The 20,877-nt window shown below is 65.0% G+C and carries 28 protein-coding genes; 20 read left to right on the plus strand and 8 right to left on the minus strand.

The genetic code is table 11. The features are described from left to right. The first annotated feature begins 117 nt into the window (after window positions 1-117). The 18 genes from ACIBJI_RS34705 (at window position 118) to ACIBJI_RS34790 (ending at window position 14,823) form a co-directional block, all read left to right on the plus strand. Window positions 118-369: a hypothetical protein gene (locus tag ACIBJI_RS34705; RefSeq protein ID WP_397087518.1), complete on the plus strand. Its 252-nt coding sequence runs from the start codon at window positions 118-120 to the stop codon at window positions 367-369. Further along, window positions 357-1,151: a hypothetical protein gene (locus tag ACIBJI_RS34710; protein WP_397087520.1), complete on the plus strand. Its 795-nt coding sequence runs from the start codon at window positions 357-359 to the stop codon at window positions 1,149-1,151. Before ACIBJI_RS34705 ends, ACIBJI_RS34710 begins: the two co-directional genes overlap by 13 nt. Before the next feature lie 146 nt (window positions 1,152-1,297). Beyond that, on the plus strand, window positions 1,298-2,452 hold the full coding sequence (locus ACIBJI_RS34715) for a hypothetical protein (protein WP_397087522.1): 1,155 nt from the start codon (window positions 1,298-1,300) through the stop codon (window positions 2,450-2,452). Continuing rightward, the gene (locus tag ACIBJI_RS34720; protein ID WP_397087524.1) at window positions 2,440-3,183 is read left to right on the plus strand and encodes a hypothetical protein; all 744 of its coding nucleotides are present in this window, start codon (window positions 2,440-2,442) and stop codon (window positions 3,181-3,183) included. The genes ACIBJI_RS34715 and ACIBJI_RS34720 overlap by 13 nt, the downstream gene beginning before the upstream one ends. A 73-nt stretch (window positions 3,184-3,256) precedes the next feature. Then, window positions 3,257-3,448 carry a hypothetical protein gene (locus tag ACIBJI_RS34725; protein ID WP_397087526.1) on the plus strand — a complete coding sequence of 64 codons (192 nt, stop codon included), beginning with the start codon at window positions 3,257-3,259 and terminating at the stop codon, window positions 3,446-3,448. Window positions 3,449-3,537: 89 nt separating this feature from the next. After that, window positions 3,538-3,918 (plus strand): hypothetical protein, encoded by a 381-nt coding sequence (locus tag ACIBJI_RS34730; protein WP_397087528.1) that lies wholly within the window; start codon window positions 3,538-3,540, stop codon window positions 3,916-3,918. Between the two features lie 27 nt (window positions 3,919-3,945). Further along, window positions 3,946-4,098 (plus strand): hypothetical protein, encoded by a 153-nt coding sequence (locus ACIBJI_RS34735; protein WP_397087530.1) that lies wholly within the window; start codon window positions 3,946-3,948, stop codon window positions 4,096-4,098. Then, window positions 4,088-4,606: a hypothetical protein gene (locus ACIBJI_RS34740; protein ID WP_397087532.1), complete on the plus strand. Its 519-nt coding sequence runs from the start codon at window positions 4,088-4,090 to the stop codon at window positions 4,604-4,606. Before ACIBJI_RS34735 ends, ACIBJI_RS34740 begins: the two co-directional genes overlap by 11 nt. Then, window positions 4,603-4,866 carry a hypothetical protein gene (locus ACIBJI_RS34745; protein ID WP_397087534.1) on the plus strand — a complete coding sequence of 88 codons (264 nt, stop codon included), beginning with the start codon at window positions 4,603-4,605 and terminating at the stop codon, window positions 4,864-4,866. The genes ACIBJI_RS34740 and ACIBJI_RS34745 overlap by 4 nt, the downstream gene beginning before the upstream one ends. Window positions 4,867-4,868: 2 nt before the next feature. Continuing rightward, window positions 4,869-5,558, plus strand: a complete 690-nt coding sequence (locus ACIBJI_RS34750; RefSeq protein ID WP_397087536.1) for a hypothetical protein — start codon at window positions 4,869-4,871, stop codon at window positions 5,556-5,558. 88 nt (window positions 5,559-5,646) lie between these two features. After that, window positions 5,647-6,237, plus strand: coding sequence for a hypothetical protein (locus ACIBJI_RS34755; RefSeq protein WP_397087538.1), 591 nt, complete (start codon window positions 5,647-5,649; stop codon window positions 6,235-6,237). Then, window positions 6,234-6,599 carry a bifunctional DNA primase/polymerase gene (locus tag ACIBJI_RS34760; RefSeq protein ID WP_397087540.1) on the plus strand — a complete coding sequence of 122 codons (366 nt, stop codon included), beginning with the start codon at window positions 6,234-6,236 and terminating at the stop codon, window positions 6,597-6,599. The genes ACIBJI_RS34755 and ACIBJI_RS34760 overlap by 4 nt, the downstream gene beginning before the upstream one ends. Continuing rightward, window positions 6,520-7,773 carry a tyrosine-type recombinase/integrase gene (locus ACIBJI_RS34765; protein ID WP_397087541.1) on the plus strand — a complete coding sequence of 418 codons (1,254 nt, stop codon included), beginning with the start codon at window positions 6,520-6,522 and terminating at the stop codon, window positions 7,771-7,773. Before ACIBJI_RS34760 ends, ACIBJI_RS34765 begins: the two co-directional genes overlap by 80 nt. Beyond that, entirely contained in the window at window positions 7,770-9,359 is a 1,590-nt protein-coding gene (locus ACIBJI_RS34770) for a hypothetical protein (protein ID WP_397087543.1), read from the plus strand. Before ACIBJI_RS34765 ends, ACIBJI_RS34770 begins: the two co-directional genes overlap by 4 nt. A gap of 65 nt (window positions 9,360-9,424) precedes the next feature. Further along, window positions 9,425-10,648: a tyrosine-type recombinase/integrase gene (locus ACIBJI_RS34775; RefSeq protein WP_397087545.1), complete on the plus strand. Its 1,224-nt coding sequence runs from the start codon at window positions 9,425-9,427 to the stop codon at window positions 10,646-10,648. Then, window positions 10,641-13,025 (plus strand): tyrosine-type recombinase/integrase, encoded by a 2,385-nt coding sequence (locus tag ACIBJI_RS34780; RefSeq protein ID WP_397087547.1) that lies wholly within the window; start codon window positions 10,641-10,643, stop codon window positions 13,023-13,025. The genes ACIBJI_RS34775 and ACIBJI_RS34780 overlap by 8 nt, the downstream gene beginning before the upstream one ends. A gap of 94 nt (window positions 13,026-13,119) precedes the next feature. Further along, entirely contained in the window at window positions 13,120-13,935 is an 816-nt protein-coding gene (locus ACIBJI_RS34785) for a tyrosine-type recombinase/integrase (protein ID WP_397087549.1), read from the plus strand. A 36-nt stretch (window positions 13,936-13,971) separates the two neighbouring features. Next, the gene (locus tag ACIBJI_RS34790; protein WP_397087551.1) at window positions 13,972-14,823 is read left to right on the plus strand and encodes a bifunctional DNA primase/polymerase; all 852 of its coding nucleotides are present in this window, start codon (window positions 13,972-13,974) and stop codon (window positions 14,821-14,823) included. Between the two features lie 135 nt (window positions 14,824-14,958). Here the strand turns inward: ACIBJI_RS34790 and ACIBJI_RS34795 are convergent, their stop codons facing one another. From ACIBJI_RS34795 to ACIBJI_RS34825, 7 genes are all read right to left on the minus strand, one after another. Next, window positions 14,959-16,074 (minus strand): fatty acid desaturase family protein, encoded by a 1,116-nt coding sequence (locus ACIBJI_RS34795; protein ID WP_397087553.1) that lies wholly within the window; start codon window positions 16,072-16,074, stop codon window positions 14,959-14,961. Between the two features lie 59 nt (window positions 16,075-16,133). Continuing rightward, a complete protein-coding gene (locus ACIBJI_RS34800) occupies window positions 16,134-16,379 on the minus strand; it encodes a hypothetical protein (RefSeq protein ID WP_397087555.1) in 246 nt (81 codons plus the stop codon). Window positions 16,380-16,717: 338 nt separating this feature from the next. After that, complete coding sequence (locus tag ACIBJI_RS34805; protein ID WP_397087557.1) at window positions 16,718-17,152, minus strand: hypothetical protein; 435 nt, start codon at window positions 17,150-17,152, stop codon at window positions 16,718-16,720. Between the two features lie 102 nt (window positions 17,153-17,254). Further along, entirely contained in the window at window positions 17,255-17,455 is a 201-nt protein-coding gene (locus tag ACIBJI_RS34810; protein ID WP_397087559.1) for a hypothetical protein, read from the minus strand. Window positions 17,456-17,496: 41 nt separating this feature from the next. Next, on the minus strand, window positions 17,497-17,652 hold the full coding sequence (locus ACIBJI_RS34815) for a DUF6131 family protein (protein WP_397087561.1): 156 nt from the start codon (window positions 17,650-17,652) through the stop codon (window positions 17,497-17,499). A gap of 72 nt (window positions 17,653-17,724) precedes the next feature. Beyond that, window positions 17,725-17,898: a CsbD family protein gene (locus ACIBJI_RS34820; RefSeq protein ID WP_357196941.1), complete on the minus strand. Its 174-nt coding sequence runs from the start codon at window positions 17,896-17,898 to the stop codon at window positions 17,725-17,727. A 64-nt stretch (window positions 17,899-17,962) separates the two neighbouring features. Then, window positions 17,963-18,508, minus strand: a complete 546-nt coding sequence (locus ACIBJI_RS34825; protein WP_397087564.1) for a hypothetical protein — start codon at window positions 18,506-18,508, stop codon at window positions 17,963-17,965. Window positions 18,509-18,918: 410 nt separating this feature from the next. On the opposite strand from ACIBJI_RS34825, the gene ACIBJI_RS34830 reads away from it, so the two are divergent. Both ACIBJI_RS34830 and ACIBJI_RS34835 read left to right on the plus strand, forming a co-directional pair. Next, the gene (locus ACIBJI_RS34830; RefSeq protein WP_397087566.1) at window positions 18,919-19,782 is read left to right on the plus strand and encodes a DUF1206 domain-containing protein; all 864 of its coding nucleotides are present in this window, start codon (window positions 18,919-18,921) and stop codon (window positions 19,780-19,782) included. Window positions 19,783-20,129: 347 nt separating this feature from the next. Continuing rightward, window positions 20,130-20,261, plus strand: coding sequence for a hypothetical protein (locus tag ACIBJI_RS34835; RefSeq protein ID WP_397087568.1), 132 nt, complete (start codon window positions 20,130-20,132; stop codon window positions 20,259-20,261). A 10-nt stretch (window positions 20,262-20,271) separates the two neighbouring features. Here the strand turns inward: ACIBJI_RS34835 and ACIBJI_RS34840 are convergent, their stop codons facing one another. Next, entirely contained in the window at window positions 20,272-20,712 is a 441-nt protein-coding gene (locus ACIBJI_RS34840; protein WP_397087570.1) for a hypothetical protein, read from the minus strand. Window positions 20,713-20,877 lie beyond the last annotated feature (165 nt).

Raw genomic sequence — 20,877 nt, forward strand, 5'->3', positions numbered from 1 at the left:
GCGGCGGGCGGCGGTTGTCTGCCAGCCGAGAAACCGCGATCCCCGACCAACCCCGGACGCCAGATCCGAGCACACGCTCGGGTGTGGCGTTCTTTCGTTTTCGGAAGGTGCTGCACCATGCCCGATTCCCTGCACTCCCCACCTGTGTGTGTCGTGTGTCGGTCGACCGATCCTGGTGACCGCTATCCGATCCACGATCAGTCGGTATGCCAGCGCTGCCTGCGGCTACTCGCTCGCTGCGATAGTTGCCGCGAACGCGTCATCGAGCTGACCGACACCGCCGAAGGCCACTTCGCCGCCTGGGTGGCCCAGCGCGGCGACTACCGGCCCCTTCTGGCCGAGATGGAGGACCTCGCATGTGCCTGCTGACCTACTTCCCGCCCGGCACGACACCGGATCCGGTCGCCCTGTCGGTCGGGGCGGGCGTCAATCCGCACGGTCACGGATTCGCGATCATTGCCGGACACCGGATTATCACCGGCCACGGTATGGAAGCTACGGCCGTGATCGACCGATTCACCACGGTGCGCAAACGTTATCCGCGGTGGGCCGCGTTGTTCCACTCGCGCTTCGCCACCCACGGGGTCCGCTCTGTGGCGAACTGTCATCCGTTCCGTCTCGGCGGTGATGCGCGAACAGTGTTGGCGCACAACGGTGTCCTGCCCAAGCGGGTGCATCCGGGCCCCTACGATCCGCGTTCGGATACCCGTATCGCTGCCGAGGACTATCTGCCGACCGCGCCGTTCGGGTCGATCGACACCCGCCGCGGCGCACGCGGTCTCGCCTCGTGGCTGGGCTCGAGCAAGCTGGTCATCCTCACCCTGGACCCTGCCTACCGCTACAGCGCCTACCTGTTCGGCGAGAAGGCCGGTCACTGGAACAACAGTGTCTGGTACTCCAACACCAGCTACCTGCCCTCGGCGCTGCGCCGGCCGAAACGGGCCCGCCGGTATCTGTGCGGCTATTGCCAGGACCTCGACCTGGACCGTAAGGGCCGCTACTGCAGCGGATGCGGCTGGTGCTTCGAGTGTGAAACCGCCTTCCCCGATTGCGAGTGCTTCGACCACAGCCGGACCGCGCAACGCACACCCCAGCCCAACCAAAGGTGCCTGGCTCCATCGACCTCACGACCTCGGGCGACGTCTCCCTGAGTCCTAGCCCGCGCTGATCTGTCCCCGAGAACCCCGTACGCAGCCGATCGAGCTGTGTGCGGGGTTCTTTACATTTCACCGAAAGGCCTTGTGCCATGCCCGCATCCACGCTGCTCGACCAGCTGTGCTCGCACTGTTCAGATCCCATGCCTGCAGCGGACCTCACCACCACGGTCGAGGGTGAGGACCTGTGCGCGGGCTGCGCCACCGACCTGTCTCGCTGCGATGGCTGCGCCCGACACACCCGCACCAGCCACCGCACCAGCCAAGACAGCCTGCTGTGTCAGGACTGCGTGTCCGGGTGGACCCGATGCGCTGACTGCGACACCTACAGCCACGACATCCGCACCGCGGTCGGCGGCCGCGACATCTGCGAGAACTGCGCGGACGAATACACCACCTGCGATGACTGCGACCGGCTCGCGATCGACACCTATCGCGTCGATAGTGGCAACCGGGTCTGCGCTTCCTGCCTCGACGAGAACTACCACGACTGCGCCGAATGCTTCAACGTCATCGCCTACGACGACATCTACTGCCGCGATTGCGCCCGACCCGAGCACGACGCAGTCCACTACTACGATTACAAACCCGATCCCGATTTCCACGGTGAGGGACCGCTGTTCCTCGGGCTCGAACTCGAAATCAAAACCCCCGATGCCCGATTCCGTGACGCGGTCGACACCGCCGTGGACCACCTCGGGGACCTGGCCTATCTCAAAGAGGACTCCTCGATCCGGCCGTGTGGGTTCGAACTGGTCACCCACCCGATGTCGTTCGACTACGCACGAACCAGGTTCCCGTGGCCGTTGTTGAACCGGTTGCGGTCGCTGGGCTGCTACACCGACACCAACGTCGGTATCCACATCCACGTTTCCCGCGATGGGTTCGACTCCCCCGCCCACGCCTACCGGTGGCTGAAGTTCGTGTACCGCAACCAAACTCAGGTCACCACCCTGGCGCGGCGCTCATCTGACTGGGCGCTGTTCTCCCCCTCGGCACGTTCGCGTGTCCGTGACTTCGCGAAAGGCGAGCGTGACGCGGCCCGCTACGAGGCCATCAACGTCCGCCCCGAGCAAACGTTCGAGCTGCGGGTCTTCGCCAGTTCCCTTACCCCGCAACAGGTCCAAGCCGCACTCGCGTTCGCCGCAGGATCGGTCGAATACACCCGCCACCTGCGCGCCGCCGATATCGCGCGCCGCCGCGGCTGGGAATGGGCCGCGTTCACCACCTGGCTACGCACCCGCCCGCAGTACTCGCCCCTGCTCGCTGAACTGGAGGCCCTGGCATGTGCATCCTGACCTTCGTCAAACCCGGCATCAGCCCCAACCTCGACGCCCTGCGCGGCGGCGCGCTGGCCAACCCGCACGGGCACGGCTACGCGGTCATCACCGCAGCCACCATCACCGTCGGCCGCGGCATGGACGCCGAAGCCGTCCTCAACGAATTCGCCGCTGTCCGACAGCAATACCCGAACAGCCCCGCACTGTTCCATTCCCGTCTGGCCACCCACGGCCTGCGCGATGTCGAAAACTGTCACCCGTTCGTCGTCGGTGGGGACGCGCGAACAGTCCTCGCGCACAACGGCATCCTGCCCGAGACCGTGCACCCCACCCAGGATGATCCGCGCTCGGACACCCGTATCGCCGCCGAGGATTTCCTACCCATACACCCGTTCGGGTCGCTGGATTCCTGGGCCGGGCGTGAACGGCTCGAACGCTGGCTCGGCACCGACAAGATGGTGCTGTTGAGCGTCGACCCCGCCTACAAGCATTCGGCCTACATCTTCAACGAACGCCTCGGCCATTGGGACGAAGGCAGCTGGTATTCCAACCACACCTACCTACCCGCCGAGGACGGCTACTGGGGCTACTGCGAGGAATGCGGCTATTTCAACGACAACCCCGTCGGCCCGCACTGCTCTCTGTGCGGCTTCTGCGCCGACTGCTTGTACTCCTTCCCCAAGTGCGTGTGCCCGTCGTTGGACGGCGAGGAACGCTACGCCGACCTGTTCGACCTCGAAACCGCCTGAACGCCAACATATCCACCGCAAGACACCGCCCTGGCGCCGGTGGCGCCCCTCCCTAGGCAAGGACCCCGATCCTGTGATGACACAACACCTCACCCTCGCCAGCACGCTGATCCGGCTGCGCGATATCTACGACCACCCGGTCATCGCCAGCACCGATGGCCACCGGGTACGGCTGCTCATCCACGAGGGCCAAAACCCTCACAGTGGTTGGCATTACACCGATCTCGGCCCCCAGGCAGCCGACGATCTGGCGTCGGCGCTCTAACCGTATCGACCACGCCCGCTGCATCGTCTCGCCCGCTGGTTCGACTTCTATTGGAGCCATCGGTGAGCAGGCCGTAGCTGCCCTCGCAGGTGGGTGTCGACACCGAAGGCGAGTTCCTGCGCCGGGTACTCAAGGTCATCGACGCCTGGTTGGTCGACGACGCGAATCGCGATGGCCTGCACCACGTCCGGGAGCTCGTCAACCGCCGCCCGCTCACCCTCTCCGACGCAAGCAACTTTGCCGCGCGCGGTGATGCGGTGGATCCGGTCGTCGAGGTCATCGGTACCGAACTGCACCGGCTGCGTCGCCTCGACACGATCGCGACCGTCGTGACACGCGGCGGGTACCGCCACGACCGGGTGCGGGTTGGTGCTGTGCATCGCCACCACACCGTCGTGCACCACAACACCAACACTCCCGGAGTTCTGCTGCCGCTCACCTTCATCGAATCGGTGCAGCAACTGCCCTGACCCACCATTCGGAGAGGACACCAACTGATGAACAGCATTGCGCCGTCGCATCGCGACGACATCGTCACCGAGTTGCTGCCCGCGCTTCCGGCCTACCTCGGAGACCGGGTGCGGCGGTTGCCGTTCACGATCACCGCGGCTCCGGCGTCGCGATCCCTCGGTGGCGCCGATGAACACTGACCTGCACGCCTACACCGCACGGCTACGCGTCGCCCCCCGCTACGACCACCACCTCCGCGCCTGCGACCCGGCCCACTCTGTTGGGTTCAGCGGTGTCGTGGTCGCCGGTTATCACGCTGCCTTCGGCATGCACCCACATTCTGCGACCGTGGTCGGGATGTTTCCCGGCGTCGATGTCGCCGCTGCTCGCGGCGAGCGGTTGCCGGTGATGGCACTGGTGCGGGTCGAGCACGCCACCCAGGTCATCACACCACATGGCGACGGCACCAGCCGAACCCACTGGGAAAACAGCCCTTTCGACCAACTCCCCACCGGGTTCAGCTGGTATCTCGCCCCGACCGACATCGACGTCGCGGGCCGGTGCGTGATCGCCGACCGATGCTGGTCGGCTGGTGGTCGTCAAGCCGTGCTGCCCCGGTCGGTCACCATGCACGCGCCTGGTGCGCCCACCGTGGTCGACGTCCACGACCACGACCCGCATACCGGCAGGCGCTGGAGGCCAAGGTGATCGGCAGTGGCACAGCATTGCTGGCCTGGATCGAAGCGAACCTGCCTGTCCTCGATGAGGACCGGTTCGGACCCTGGCAGGCCGCACCGGCCGCCCCCGGCGCGGTGACCGCCGACATCGAAGTGCGAGTGCGTATCCACGGCACCGCAACCGCCGACCGCGTCACCGCCGTTGCCCTGTCGGCCAGCCCTGTCACCGAACCACCCGAGCATTCACCGATGTCGCGCAGTGTTGCGGCGGCACAACCAGATTCGAGATGATCATGACCGATTCACCAACCCCTCACCCACCGACGGCGTCCGACCGTGCACCCGCGCTGGCGTACTTGGCCGGCGCACCGACCGCCCAGGGGATGGTTGTCCCGCACATCACCCTGGCCCATCGCGACCGGAGCCGACCGGTGTGGGGCAAACTCGACCCCGCGATCTTGTCCGAGACCTTCCGTGACCGGTTGTGTCAGATCTGCGGGCAACGGCTCTACGACCGTGTCGTGATCTACATACGGCCCGTCGACTACCTGCGTGGGTTGGCTGTAGAGCCTGGAGTCCACCCGCAATGTGGGTACTACTCCCGGCGTGTATGTCCGATGCTGGCCGGGCGCATCCACCGCTACAACCCCAACCCGGGCGAGCGGTTCTCCCGCTGTACCGACCCGGCCTGCCGCTGCGCGGTGTGGACGGTGCCCGAGCGTGATCCCCGCGAACCTGCCCGCGAAGGCCAACCCGCCGAAGCCTGGTACGAGGCGTGGATGCCGTTGTCGGACTACATCATCGTCTCCGACCCCGGTGATGACACCACCCCACCCGCGATCGGGGTCGACCTGCGCAATGCCCGGCTGTTGAAGGTCCGCAAGATCCGCGACGCCGCCCCCAACCCCGACCAACCCGCAGACCTACTCGCCGCGCTCATCCTCGGGCGTGCGTTGTTCGGCGACCCGGGTGAGTCGCGGTGACATCGCCCGACGTCCTCGCCGGGCTCGCCGCGACGGGGCGCCGGATCACCGCGATCCGCGCTTCTACCGATCAGCAAGGAGCGTGATCATGGATCTGCTCGACCTCACCCACCAGATCACCGCCGCCCTCGGGGCGGGCTGGGTCGCCGAACGCGGCCAGCCACACCGAGCACACGTCCTACTCCATGGCCCCGACGAACAGCGCCTGTCGGTCACCGATGGCGACGACTCCCACCGCCGCAGCGACCACGGCCGCCTGCACATCCGCGCCGATTACCACCAATACGGCTCAGACCTGGGCACCGGGGAAGGCGATAACACCATCACCGTTTCCGCCCACCGCACCGCGACCGCGATCGCCACCGACATCTCCCGGCGACTACTGCCCGACTACCAAGCCACTCTCGCGCGGTGCCGCCCCCGCGCGCACGCCCACACGATCCGCCTCACCCAGCCCGACGCGACCATCGACACCCTGTGCCGGGTCCTGGCCCCCACCGAAGTCCTCCCTCCTGGTGATCGCATCAGCTTCGGCGAATCCGGTGACGGTGTTCGCGGGCAGATCCGCGTCCTCTACAGCGGCGCAACCGAATTCGAACTCGACGTCACCGCCGCGCACACGATACAACTGGCCCGTGTCATCGCAGCGCACCGCCGCACCCGCCAGGAGCAGCAGTGACCACCCCGCTCGCGCCAGCGGGCCCGGACTTGCTCACCGCGGCCCTCGACCACGCAGAACGCGGATTCCACATCTTCCCCCTCCATCCCGCCACCAAGCTTCCCGCCATCAAACGCTGGGAAGACAACGCCACCCGTGATCTGGCACGGATCCGCCGCTGGTGGCGCCGCTGGCCCGCCGACAACCTGTTGACCGGACTAACAGACGACACTCCGGCCTGGAACGTCACCTCACTTCAAACACCCTGTACCCGTTGTGCATCCGCTCAATTCAGGAGATTGCATGACACCGCACGGCGATACCCGGCCCGATCTGTCCTTGATCGTTCTGCCACGGTGGGGTGCGGTGATGGCCGTCAATGATGCCGCGCCCTGGCTGGTGGTCGATCCGAACGGTGTTGCAGTGGAACCGATCCGACGCTTCCTGCTGGACCTCGTTGCACGTGACAGCAGTCCGGCCTCGGTCCGCAGTTATGCCTTCGGGTTGCTGCGGTGGTGGCGCTGGCTGCACGTCGCGGGCGTCGACTGGGAGCATGCCACCACAGCTGAAACCCGTGATTTGGTTCTGTGGATGCGGCTGGCACACAAGCCGATCAGGTCGCAGCGAACAGCTTCGACCGCCACCGCTGGCACAACCAACCCGATTACCCGCAAGCCCTATCTCGACGATCGGTACAAGCCGCGCACGGTCCGGCACAGCAATGCGGTGATCCGCTCCTTTTACAGTTTCTGGAACGAGTTGGGTGAGGGTCCTGTAGTCAATCCGGTGCCGTTGGGTCGCGGCAGGGGTCGAGCGAACGCTCATCACAACCCGCTGGAACCCTTTCGCCCGCAGGGCCGTATCCGGTACAACCCGAAAGTTCCTCATCGCACGCCGCGGGCGATTCCCGACGAGCAATGGATCGCGTTGTTCTCGGGTCTGCGTTCTAATCGTGATCGGGCGATCCTTGCTGTCACGGTCAGCAACGGTGCCCGTGCCGCGGAGTTGCTCGGTGTCCGGTCCGGAGTGGACCTGGACTGGGGCGAGCAGCTGGTCCGCGTCGTACGCAAGGGCACTCGCGCCGAGCAGTGGCTGCCGGTCAGCCCGGAAGCCTTCGTGTGGATCCGGTTGTACCTGGCTGATCTCGGCGCTCCGCTGCCGCCGAATCAGCCACTGTGGCAGACACTTCGACGCCGCGACCATGGTAGCGGCCTGACCCGGCAGCCGTTGAGTTATGACGCGCTGCGTGCGGTGTTCCGTCGGGTCAATACGCTGCTAGGAACCAACTGGTCGATGCATGACCTGCGCTACACCGCCGCGTTACGGATGAGCAGGGATTCGGCGCTGTCGATGCGTGATGTCCAGGTCATCCTCGGCCATGCCCATCTATCGACCACCGCGGACATCTATCTGGCCGAGGACCAGACCGAGGTGATCGAGCGAGTCCATCAACATCTGCAGCGCCGCGTAACCGACGCCGCTGCCCCGCCTGTTGCGCCGGCGGCGGGGTACGACGCAGCCGATCTGAATGTTTTGTTCGGGGAGGGGATCCGATGACTACCATCGAGCCGGCCCCGTCGATAGCCAATAGTGTTGCGCCGCTGAGGGGATCGTGTCCGGGGCATGTCGCTGGTCCGGCGGATCGCCTTTCCGCCGAGGCGGCCGCCCGTCGTCTGCTCGACCTACCCATGTGGTTCGACTCCAAGGCGTATGTGCAGGCGCAACGGTTACGCGGTGCGCTTCGAGTGCTGGCATGGCTCGAGTCATCACCCGGTGCCGGCTGGCAGCAACGCTGGTCAGCTTCGGGTATCGATGACGGCTACGACTGGCTCGGTCAACTCACCGCCGCGGACCCGCGGGGTTGGCCGATCAACCACCATGAATTGCGTTCGGGAATGAATTGGCTGTTGCTGGGGCGCACCATCAATCCCGGCTACGGCTACTTCGCCCACAACAGGTCACAGTTCCTCTACGAACATGGTCCTGCCGCGATCGACGCGGAAATGTTCGACCGCGTCGCCGAACGGGCAACAGCGTTGAAAGTGACGGCGCTCGAACACCGCAACGCTGTCCGCGTCATCGCCAGGACGGCACTGCACACCGGGAAAACGATCCGCGCGCTCACCGCCACCGACATTTTCGAGCAGCGAGACTGGAACCTCGGCCACAACACGGCCAACAAGGGCATCAACACCGCCTGGGATCTACTCGGTGAGGTCGGCGTCCTCGAGGTAGAGGGATCGTTGGCCGAAACCGTTCGGGTGGGGCAGCGCCCGGTCGATGAATTGGTCGACTTTTATCGCATCACCAGCCCGCGGGCACAGGAAGTGCTGATCCGCTACTGCCAGGAACGTGCACCCGCCCTGGACTACAACAGCTTGCGCACGATGATAGGTCGCTTGGTGGGAACATTCTGGGCCGATATCGAAGCACACCATCCCGGCATCGATGACCTCGATCTGCCCGACGAGATCGCCACCGCATGGAAACATCGGTTGCGTACATGTACGACCAAGCGAGGCACGATCCGGCCGCGAACCTCGGTGCTGGAGATCCTGACTCAGGTCCGCGCCTTTTACCTCGACATCCAGGAGTGGGCCCACGCCGATCCATACTGGGTGCAGTGGGCCGTGCGCAGCCCGGTCCGCAAAGGCGACACCGATGGCATCGTCAAAGCTCGCCAACGCTCCACCGCCGCGATGCATCAACGCGTCCGCGAACGCCTTCCGCAACTACCCGTGCTCGTCGAGACCGCCACCGGGCACCGCGACACCTGCCGCGACGCTCTCGACTCGGCCACCGCCACACGTGTCGGGGAGGTCTTCGGCCACGACGGACACCGCTACCGCAGAATTACTGCCGCCAACGAGACGACCGGCTACAAACGCGGCCCCCACGACGTCATCGTCGAAGAGACCGAGACAGCGATCCGGACCAACCTCTCACGCGCGGAGGACGAGGCGTTCTGGACCTGGGCGATCATCGAGACGCTGCGTCACACCGGCGTGCGCGTCGAAGAACTCCTCGAAATCACCCACCTCGCACTGACTTCCTACCGGCTGCCCGATACCGGCGAGCTAGTGCCACTGCTGCAGATCATCCCGTCCAAGACCGATGAGGAACGCCTACTACCTATTGACTGAACTACGTTGTCTGTCTTAGCAGTTCAGGGGACAGATCCAGCGTCAAGGGGCTACGGTCCCTGCCCGTGGTCTCAAACGAGAAGCAGCGGGATCTGAAGTCATTGGTGGTGCCGGCGGCCGGGGCGTTGGTCGCGACGGGCGATCGGTGGGAGCCGTATCGTCTGGTCGATCCGGATGGAGCGCCGGTCGAGGCGGTAGCGGCGTATTTCCGTGAGTTGCAGGCGGCCGGGCGCAGTCGGGCGACGGTCCGCTCATACGGGTTGGGCTTGTTGCGCTGGTTCCGGTTCTTGTGGGCGATCGGCATGCCGTGGGATCGGGCGACTCGGGTGGAGGCCCGCGACTTCTGCCGGTGGCTGCTGGTCGCGGGGAAGCCTGTCCGGTCGCATTGGCGCAACCAGAGTAGTTCGGCGGCAACGCCTTCCGGGCAGCCGTATGCGGCGTCGGTTCGTGCGCACAGTGAGACGGTGTTGCGGTGCTTCTACGACTTCCACCTCGGCGTCGCGTTTGGACCGATTCTGGTCAACCCGTTCCCGTTGGTTCGCGCGGGGCATGAGGGCCGCAGGCACGCGCACCACAATCCGATGGAGCCCTTCCGGAACGAGCGGTCGGGACTGTATCGGCCACGGGTGCCCAAGCGGGTTCCGCGCTCGATACCCGACGATGAGTTCAACGAGATCTTCGCGCACCTGCCCTCACACCGGGATCGCGCGCTGGTCGCGTTCTATGTCTCCACCGGTGCTCGGGCCTCGGAGTTGTTGTCGGCGACGCAGGCCGGCGCCGATCCGGGACGGCAGGTGATATCGGTGATTCGTAAGGGCAGCAGGGCGATTCAGGAGTTGCCGGCCTCGTCGGATGCGTTCGTGTGGCTGCGGCTCTACCAGGTCGAAATGGGTGAGTTGATTCCGCGGGGAAAGCGGCTGCCGTTGTGGTGGACGCTGCGGCGGCCGATCCGGCCGCTGACTTACCATGCGGCGCACCGGATGTTCGAGCGTGTGAACGCTGCGGCGGGCAGCACGGCGACCTTGCACGGATTGAGACACACTGCGGCCTACCGGATGGCCGAAGACCCTGGTCTGCCGCTGACCGACGTCCAGTTCGTGATGGGTCATGCCCAGCTGACCACGACGCAGATCTATTTGACGCCCCGCAAGGAGGACGTGATCCGCAGGGTGCTGGCCCACCATGCTGAGCAGACCCGGCAGGCCGCCGAACGGGAGCGGCCGGCCCCGGCTCCTGGTTACCGACCGGAAACGCTGGATATCCTGTTCGGGGCCGGGCGCCATGACTGAGGTCATCACGTTTCCGGGCATTGCGTCTCGTCCTTCCAAGGCCCAGCGCGAGTCAGCGCGAGTCCGCTTTCCCCCGCGTCTGGTGGAGACCGACTGGCCCGCAACCGGGCAGGACCGCGGTCAGGTGTGGCAACGGCTCACGAGCGGAATGTTCGTGCTCGACAATGTCAACAGCCAGGAGAGGCGCGTTCGCGGACTGGCGTGGCTATTGAACTGGCTGACCGACCAGCCCGGTGAAACGTGGCAGCAACGCTGGATGGCCAGCGGCGCCGACGATCTCGGCGACGCGTGGCGTCAATCGCCGATCGCCTGGCAACGGGCGCGCGGTCGGGAGTCGCGATGGCTCTGGCATGAACTGTCGGGGGCGCTGGTCGTCGCGATCTGCGGTGACATCGTCCGCCCTTCGCTGGGCTGCCTGGTCGCCGGCGCGGCCGGCAAGGGCTCTCTGACCCGCAACCTGGCCCGCCATCGTGACCCGCAGGGGTTCGCGCGCCTTCGATCGTTGTGCGACGCCGACCCCCACGTGTCCGCTTATGCGGCAAGCCTGACGTTGCGCCGCAGCGCCGAGATCATCGCCGCCAAGGGAGGCATCCTGACCGACATCACCGTCGGTGATGCGCTGGAGCTGATGGACTGCGAAGCAGCGACCTTCACCTGTCCGACAAAAGATCACAAGGTCTTCTATCGGATGCTGCGCGAAGTGGGGGTTTTCGAAGCCGACGCGCCGGAACGATTGCGGGCGTTCCGCACCGCAGGCCAGCTGACCCCGGCCGAACTCGTCGACCGCTACGGACTGCAGTGCCGCCCCGTCCGCGACTTGCTCGTGGACTACCTGGCCGAACGCCAACCTGCGCTGGACTACACCAGCCTGAAGCAACTCGCCTACTATCTGGCACAACGGTTCTGGGCCGATCTTGAACAGCATCACCCCGGGATTGACAGCCTGCAACTGCCACGCGAGGTCGCCGAGACATGGAAGCAGCGCCAGCGAACCAAACAACAGGTGACCACCACGGCGAGCGGAGAGAAGACCGTCATCGCGGTGGAGCGGATCGGCTATCGCCAATGCCTGACCCCGGTGCGGGCGCTCTACCTCGATCTGGCTCAGTGGGCGATCGAGGATCCTGCCCGGTGGGCGCGGTGGGCCACTCCCTGCCCGGTCGGTCAGGAAGAGATCAGCCAACGCAAATTCCAGCGCCACCGCAAAGCACGTATGGATGCACGCACTCGCGAACGGCTTCCGGTCCTTCCGGTGCTGGTGCATACCGTCAGCGAGCGACGAAACAACGCGGCGATCCTCCGGCAGGCTGCTGACCAGACCCCGCCTGGCCAACCCTTCACTGCCGCCGGACAGACACTGACCCGCTCGATAACCAAGACCGCAGAGAAGATCTGGGCTGACGATCCAGCAACCGGCAAGCGCCGCGACCTCGGCCACGAAGACGACCATGCGTTTTGGGCGTGGGCGGCCGTGGAAGTTCTTCGTCTGACCGGCTGCCGGGTCGAGGAACTGCTCGAGATCAGTCATCACAGCCTGATCCAATACCGCCTGCCCACCACGGGTGAGATCGTGCCGCTGCTGCAGATCGTTCCCTCGAAGACCGATGAGGAGAGGCTCCTGGTTGTCTCCCCGGAGTTGGCGGACGTGCTCTCCACCGTCATCCGTCGGATCCGCGAACCCGATGGCACCGTGCCACTCGTTCCCGTTTATGACCGTTATGAATGCGTATGGAGGCCACCAGCGCCCGTCTTGTTCCAGCGACAGTTCCCCAGCGAGATCAGGGCGATCAGCGACAGCTCACTACGAACCATGCTCAACTCCGCCCTGGCCCACACCGGCCTGAAAGACCCCACCGACGGACAACCACTGCATTACTCGCCCCACGACTTCCGGCGAATCTTTATCACCGATGCCATCATGAGCGGCCTGCCACCGCATATCGCCCAGATCATCGCCGGCCACCACGACATCAACGTCACCATGGGATACAAAGCCGTCTATCCCGAGGAAGCCATCCAAGCCCACCTGGCGTTCCTAGCCCGCCGCCGGAGCCTGCGCCCCAGCGAGGAATACCGCACCCCGACCGACGCCGAATGGGAAGAATTCCTCGGCCGCTTCGAACGCCGCAAGGTCTCCGTCGGCACCTGCGGACGCGCGATTTCTAGCCCTTGCGTCCATGAACACGCCTGCGTCCGATGCGCGCTCCTTTGGCCGGAACCCCGCCCAACGACCCCGACTGACCGAGATCCGCGACAACCTCATCGACCGCATCGCCGAGGCCGAACGCGAAGGCTGGCTCGGCGAAGTCGAGGGACTCCGAATCAGCCTCGCCGGCGCCAAGGACAAACTCACTCAACTCGACCGGCGCACCCATGACACGACCACCACCAGCCTCGGAATCCCCACGGTCACAACAATTTCCTGAGCGCAGTGTCGAATCCGGGCGCCGACCGAAGATTAAGTTCAGAGAATGCTGGTCAGTCCGGAGCTCGCCAGCGTCCTGGCCTCCATCATCAGCCGACTGCGCCGCGGCAACGCCGGCATCGTCGCGCTGACCGCGCGCTACGATCCACACGAACGCACCACCGGGCCCGACCTTCCCCACCTGTTCCAGCGACGCCACGCGCACCGCTGGAAAGTGTTGAGCTACACCGTCGTCCGTCGACTACTCAACGACGCTGTGGCCCGTACCGGACTGCGCGATGCGGCCGGTGATGCCCTTGCCTACACCGCACACGACTTCCGCCGGATGTTCGCCACCGAAGCGGTCACCGGTGGGCTGCCCGTTCATATCGCGGCCCGCCTGCTCGGGCACCGCACCATCGTCACCACCCAAACCTATCTCGCGGTCTTCCAAGACGACCTCATCCGCGCCTACCGCACCTACGTCGACGGGCGTCGTGCCGTGCGCCCCGATACCGAGTATCGCGAACCCACCACCACGGAATGGCAAGAGTTCCAGCAGCATTTCCACACCCGCAAACTCGAACTCGGTACCTGCGCTCGCCCCTACGGCACCGGCTGTCAGCACGAACACGCCTGTCTGCGTTGTCCGATGCTGCGAGTCGCACCGACCCAACGCAACCGGCTGATCGAGATCATCCGCAACCTCGACGATCGCATCACCGAAGCCACCATGAACGGTTGGCTCGGCGAAGTCCAGGGACTGAAATACAGCCTCGCGAAAGGCAAAGACAAACTCGCCGCCCTGGACCGAACCCTGACCAACCCCGCCACCGCCACCCTGACCGATCTCGGCGTCCCGATGTTGCGTTCTCCCGGATAGTCCACGATCACAAGATCTGTTCGGAGGTGAAACCTCATGTCTGACAATCGGCTTCGAGATAGCGCTCTCGCCGCGGCCCGCCACGGCTGGTTCGTGTTTCCGCTGCGACCCCGCTCGAAGAAGCCCGCCATCAAACGGTGGGAGCAGCAAGCCACCATCAACTCCTCCACCATCAACGCATGGTGGCCTCAGAACTCGACCAGAAACGTGGGGATCGCGTGTGGTCCCAGCCACCTCCATGTCCTCGACCTCGACGTCGCCTACTCCCCGACCACGCCGCAGCCTCGGACCGAAGTCGGCGATGGCCGCGACGTTCTCAAACAACTAGCGGACACAACCGGACACCCCGTCCCGGTCCCCACCTATACCGTCGCCACACCATCGGGAGGTGCTCACCTGTATTACCTGGCACCCGTAGAACCGTTGTTGCGCAACAGCATCGGGCGGCTAGGAGCGCATATCGACACGCGAGGCCACGGCGGCTACGTCGTCGCTGCCGGATCCAGCCTCGGATTCGGCCGCTACCGACTGGTCGACAACCGGGCACCGATACCGTTACCCGATTGGCTGATCACCGCATTGGTCACTCCCCCGCCGCCGATCATCCCCACTGCGGCACCACGGGACCTCGACGCGTACGTGGCAAAGGCCCTCGGCAACCAAACCACCCGCGTACGTACCGCATCGACGGGCACCCGACATCGGACGCTGCTGCTGGCGGCCAACAGCCTCGGCCGACTCGTCGGCCGAGGCTTGCTCACCCGCCACGACGCTTACGCAGCCCTGTACAACGCCACCACCATTCACATCGGCATCGATCAATTCACCCATACCGAAGCCGAACGCACTATCGGCGACGGGCTCGACCATGGTGCCAGCCACATCTGACCCGAGTGCCCGGTAATGCCGACGAGCGCGCATCACCTAGGCGCTGTCCAACAATCGGTCAACCCGACTTGTCAAACACTTCGCCTACTCAACACGATTCTCGACACCGTCTGATTTCGATCTTCGCGAGGTTGGTCAGGTTTCGAAGTCGCCTTCAGTGATTTCGAAGTCCTGTTCAGTAAGGAACCTATCCGGGAGCGCTAGTTTGTGGATAGTGCGCAGCGCCAACAGGTATTGGCGTGGCAGCGGACCGGTGGTGTAGGGAATGTCGTACTTGTCGCACAACGCTTGGACGCGCCGGGCGATTTCGGCGTAACGGTTGCTGGGCAGGTCCGGGAACAGATGGTGTTCGATCTGATAGCACAGATTCCCGCTCAGGAACGCCAGCACCGGCCCCGCGTCGAAGTTCGCCGTGCCGAGCATCTGCCGCAGATACCATTGTGCTTTGGTCTCCTGCTCCACCGCCATAGGCGTGAATTTCTCGGCGCCGTCGGGGAAATGGCCGCAGAAGATCACCACATGTGCCCAGAGGTTGCGCAGGGTGTTGGCTGCCAGATTCGCTACGAGCGTGCGGCGCCAGCGTCGACCAGTCAACGCAGGGGCCAGCACGTAGTCCTTCCCAGCTTGTCGGGCGATCTTGCCGATCAGCGTTTTGGCTTGCGATCTTCGCTCCGCGCTGGTTGCCACGCGCTCCTGCTCGGAGTACAAGCCGTGCAGGGCGATGCCCCACTCGAAGGTGACCGCCAGCAACACGTACCTCAGCGGCTGCAGCAGGAACCGAGGCCGCCACGGCTGGTCTCTGGTCACCCGCATCACACCGAAACCGATATCGTCGTCAAGACCCAGCACGTTCGTGTACATGTGGTGGCGGACGTTGTGCGAGTACCGCCACTGCGAGGACAGCCCGACCATGTCCCATTCCCATGTGCTGGAACAGATTTCCGGATCGTTCATCCAATCCCATTGGCCGTGGCAGACGTTGTGGCCGATTTCCATGTTCTCGATGATTTTGGCCGTCGCCAATCCGACGGTGCCCAGCACCCAGCCGACTCTGCTGCGGCTGACCGCGATCGTCAGCCGCGACAGGGCATCGAGTGCGCGTTGAAACGCGATCGTGTGCCGGATGTAGCGCGCATCCCGTGCCCCACGCCGGTTCTCGATGTCGCGGCGAATCTCATCGAGCTCACAGCCGAGCGCCTCGACATCAGCCGGGCTCAGATGCGCGTAGGCCGCGACGTCTGTAATTGCCATTCCTGAGCCACCCCTGCATCTTCTGACTACGTGGTCGGCGAGGACAGGCCGGTGAGAATTCAGCGACGATGCCTGGCGCGAGCAGCGGAATCAGCGCCGGAGGTATCTCTTGCCAACGCCTGCGTGCCCGCTGGTGCCGCGGCCCACCCCGGCACCAGCGGGTAGAGGCCCTCGACGGCCCGAGCGGCGAACCAGGTCCTGCCGGTCGGGCTACAGGGGTCACGCCGCGCTGCGGCCGTCACCAGGCCGAGCGCTGCGGAATCCCTATGGGTGCGCTTGCGGCGTTTCCGAGTCCGGGAACTCATAGCAATCGACTCTAGATAGTTCCTGCGTGGACACGCCGGTGATCGCGAAGCGTGTTCCCCGTCAGCAAACTGTTCCGCTCCCCTGGAAGTGGAACGACGACACCACACCCGACGAACCACAGCCAGCGAGCGGTGACCAGGGTGAACCGGGACAGCGTTCGTTCCGGAAGTCGTTCCACCTAACATGTTCCGAAAGGCCCGTACGCCGACCTCCGCGAACAAGGAAGCAGCCTCGGCGAAATCACGAGCAGGACCGGCATCGCGAAGGCATCACTACACCGCTACCTTGCGCCCGCGAAGGAACAGCAGCAGTGAAAGCGCCCCTTCACCGGGAAGGGTCATCGATGGTCGGTTCGGTCGCGCGTGGACGCTTCGCGTGACGGCGTCTGGCGGGGTTCGGATTCTTCTCGCGTGTCGCGTGCTGGGGAGTCCGGGTCGATCTTATCGGCGCGTTCGAACTCCTGCTTCAGCTCGTCGCGGGAGGTGACGGCTTCGCCGCGGTGAGCCGCTGCTTGTTCTTGCAGGCCCGCCGCTTGCGCTGCCCTGACATCGGCCTCGGCCCGAGCGGCTCGGGCCTTGGCCGCGGTCTCGTCGGCGAGCGCTTCACGCTGGCCGACCTCGTGGGACCGTTCGGTTGCCTTTTCGCGGATGCCCGCGGCTTCGACGCGGCGGTGTTGTTTACGTTTGTTCAACACCAGCCAGGTGAGCGCGGCTACGATCAGGATTGCCGCGATCACGACAACAACGATGACGATGATCGTGGTGGTGGTCATGTCGGCCTCCTCGATCTTGGTTGAGCGTGGTCGGTGTGGTTGGCGCCGGTGTCGGGAATGGGTTCGGTCGACCGGCGACCGTGTGCGCGGGCGCCGATGTTGTCAGCGACTGGGTTGGGGCACATGGCAGTTGGTCACCTTGGGATTGACCCCGGCATAGTTCAGTGGCCCCGCGAGCACGGTCACCGCGATGGTCCCGACACCCGCGCAGTTCTGTTCGGCGTGGGTGATGTATCCGCGTTGCCCGGCGGCGACCGCGCCGATGATCAGCCATACCAGCACCAGCAGTGTCAGCCACCGCATCATTGGCCTCCTGGAGTCGATGGATGAACCAAGACCGGGCGTCAGAAGTAGTGGCGTCGCCCGCCGACGGCGCGGCCCATCGACCCCAACAGCAGCAACACCAGACCGATGATGAGGACCACGATCCCGATGACCCACAGGATCTGGATTTTCAGCAGGAAACCGACGACGAGAAGAATGATTCCGAGAATGATCATGGTCGATACCTGGTTTCGGTGGCGCAGTGACGGGGCTGTGCGGGTGGGCCACCCCGCTAGTTGGGTGGGGCGTCAGTGTTTGAAGGCGTCCTTCATTTTTGCTCCGGCCTGCTTGGTATTGCCCTTGGCCTGATCGATACGCCCCTCGGTCCGCAGGCGAGTGTTGCCGGTGCCCCGGCCGACCAGTTTCTTAGCGACGCCCTTGGCGGCTTCGGCCTTGTGCGCGATCTTCTTACCGATGCTCATGGTGGTGGTCCCTTTTCGCGTGTGCTGTCGTCGCGGATGCGGCGAACATCTATTGCGGGTGGCGTCAGCCGCGCCCCGAGTGCGGGTTGCCTGCGGCGTGGCGGTCCCCCGATCGGTTGCCGAATCCGAAAAGGTGGAATCGGTCGCGACGCGCAGCACCGTCGGTTCCGGTATCTCGGGTATCTCGCGTGTCGCCGAGGGCGGGGGAGGCAGTGGTGCGCCGCCGTTGCTCGTCGAGGTGGGACTGCCGGTCGGCGAGGTCGTCGCGGTCCCGGCTCACCGCGGTGGTCTCGCGGCGCGACACCTCGAGTTCGCTGCGCGCGGTACGGCCGCGGCGGGCGGTGCGCCGGGCACCGGCCAACAGCAGACTCAGCCCGGCCAGTCCGGCCGCGCCGACCACGATGCCGTAGAGAAACAATAGGCCGGTCGAGCCGGTCACGTGGTAGCCGAACACGGCGAAATTGTCGGTCAACGCGTGGTTGACACCCCCGTTGGCCAGCACCCCAGCGAGCCCGACCATGACGGCCGCGACCAGAACGACAAGACCGATGATGACGATCACTGTGCTACCCGCCAGATCTACGCTGTGATGCTCACTCAACCACCGCATACCCACTGAGTCAACAACGTAGAGCTGCACTTTATGGCCGCCCGATTTGCGCCGACGTCAGCGCCAACTCCGCACCGAAGCAGGGATGCACTGAAACACGACTTCGAGGAATCACCGAAGGCGACTTCGAAAGCTGACACATCCCCGAACTGGGAAAATGAGCGATCAGACCGAGCCGACCCGGCCCCGTATCTACCGCCAGCAGGGAAGGCGGGGCTAGGCTGACAGCACGGCAGCGCCGCACAACGGACACCTTTCGGACCCTTCGACAACCCCCGCCATCGGGTGGGTTCTCGGGACAACGGCCCGGCCCGACAGTAGCCGGCCTCGGGACTGTGCTGCGCACCCCGCAGACCGCCCATCGCACCCCCGGCGGAGCTTCTCACCACCACGGATACGGGGCGAGCACCATGCCTGACAACAATCCGTCCTCGACGTCGGCCGGCGCATCGCCGTCGGCGTCGTATGACAACTCGTCCTCGATAGCGGGCCGACTGGCCCAGAACAGCGTCTTCGAACGCTTCGCCCGCGCCGGCTTCGTTGTCAGTGGCATCGTGCACCTGATCATCGGCTACATCGCCATCCGGATCGCCCTCGGCGGCGCAACCGGCACCGCCGACCAATCCGGGGCCATGACCGAACTGGCCGCCAAGCCGGGCGGCGTCCTCGCCCTGTGGGTGGGCGTCGTCGCGTTCGTACTGATGGCGCTGTGGCGGCTCGCCGAAGCGGCACTCGGCAGCGCGTCCAAACCCCAGGCCGAGGACAAGAAGTCCGAAACGATCGATCGCGTCAAGGCGTTCTCCCTGGCAGTGGTCTACTTCGCGTTCGCGTTCTCCGCGTTCGGATTCGCCCGCGGCAGCGGCAAGTCCAGCAGCGGCCAGAGCGCAGGAATCACCGCCCGCATGATGCAAACCGCCGCCGGCACGATCGCCCTCATCGCAGGCGCGCTGATCATCATCGCGATCGGCGGCTACCACATCTACAAAGGAGCCAGACAGAGCTTCCTCCAGGACCTCGAGGGCACCACCAGTGACCTGGTACGACGGCTGGGCACCGTCGGATACATCGCGAAGGGGCTGGGCATCGCCGCCATCGGATTGCTGGTAATACTCGCCGTCAACCAATCCGAGCCCGACAAAGCCGCCGGCCTCGACGGTGCCTTTAAGACTCTCGGGGCCCAACCCTACGGAGCAGCGCTGCTCATCACGGCCGGCCTGGGCATCATCACCTACGGCCTCTACAGCTTCGCCATGGCCCGATACACCAAGATGTAGGGGTCCCGGAGCAATCTTGCGAAAAACAACGACAATGGCTTGACCAGCGGTGATGTCGGGATTCCGGTTCGGGCTGCGGGGCATCGTGATCGGTGCTCGGCTTGGCTGCCAATGACGTTGGTCGGTGTGCTGGAGGATGCCGGTGCTCATGAGGTCGATGACCTCGCTGATGCGTGGTACCGACAGGGGTTCGATCTTCATTCGAGGGATGATCCGAGATCATGCCGACCCGCACCGACAGAGCCTGTCGGCTCGATAGCCTGATCACCCATGGTGAAAGTAGTGGCCGATCCGGATGACGACGATTACGTGCCCACCGAGAACGAGTCGAACAACGACTGCCCCGAATGCGGTGCGTACAGATCGATGATCAAGTCCGCGGTGGACTGGACGTCGGCGAGCTGGTGCACGTCTGCAACCGCTCCGGCTGCGACTTCACCACCGACACCCACGAGGTCCCCGACGACTTCGTGTGGTAGACACGCAATCTCAGCGAACCCGATATGTGATCAGATCCGGCCGTCGCGGGGCGAGCCGCATCAGCGCCTCGAGCCCGGCTTCGGCGTCGGATTTGGCCATCAGCTTCTCGATCGTCTGGCCCGACAGCGTCGTGCACATGCCGAGCACGTCGGCCGTGAGCCGGTCGAGTTCGTCGAGCACCGCCACATAGGTTGTGAGAGCGGCCTTCCCGGCCGCGGTGGCGGCTTCGCCCGCCCACCGGTCGGCCTGGTTGCGGAACAGCACCTGGTCGGCGCGCTGGTTCTCGTAGACCTCGATGGCCCGGTTCACCGTGGCGTCGTCGAGCCGGTACGGCTCGTCCAGGGCCGGGGTGAACAACTCGATCTGTCCCCGGGTGACGTCGATACCCTCGCGGACAAGGTCGGTGAAGTACTCGATCCGCGAGTCGAGAGTCGATCGTTTCTTGGACATCGACCTCGTAGCGATATTGGTCGACGGCCAGCGGCGTCGACGGGGTGCCGCACGGCGAACATCCTGTATAGCCGTTGCGACACGATGTCGCTCGATGCGAGTGAACTCGCAGATAGGAGGGCCGAATTCGGTTTCGGCTGTGTGAGTTTCGGGCTCGTGCTCGAT

Source organism: Nocardia sp. NPDC050408 (assembly GCF_044458905.1).
In the GTDB taxonomy this organism is placed as follows: Bacteria; Actinomycetota; Actinomycetes; order Mycobacteriales; family Mycobacteriaceae; genus Nocardia.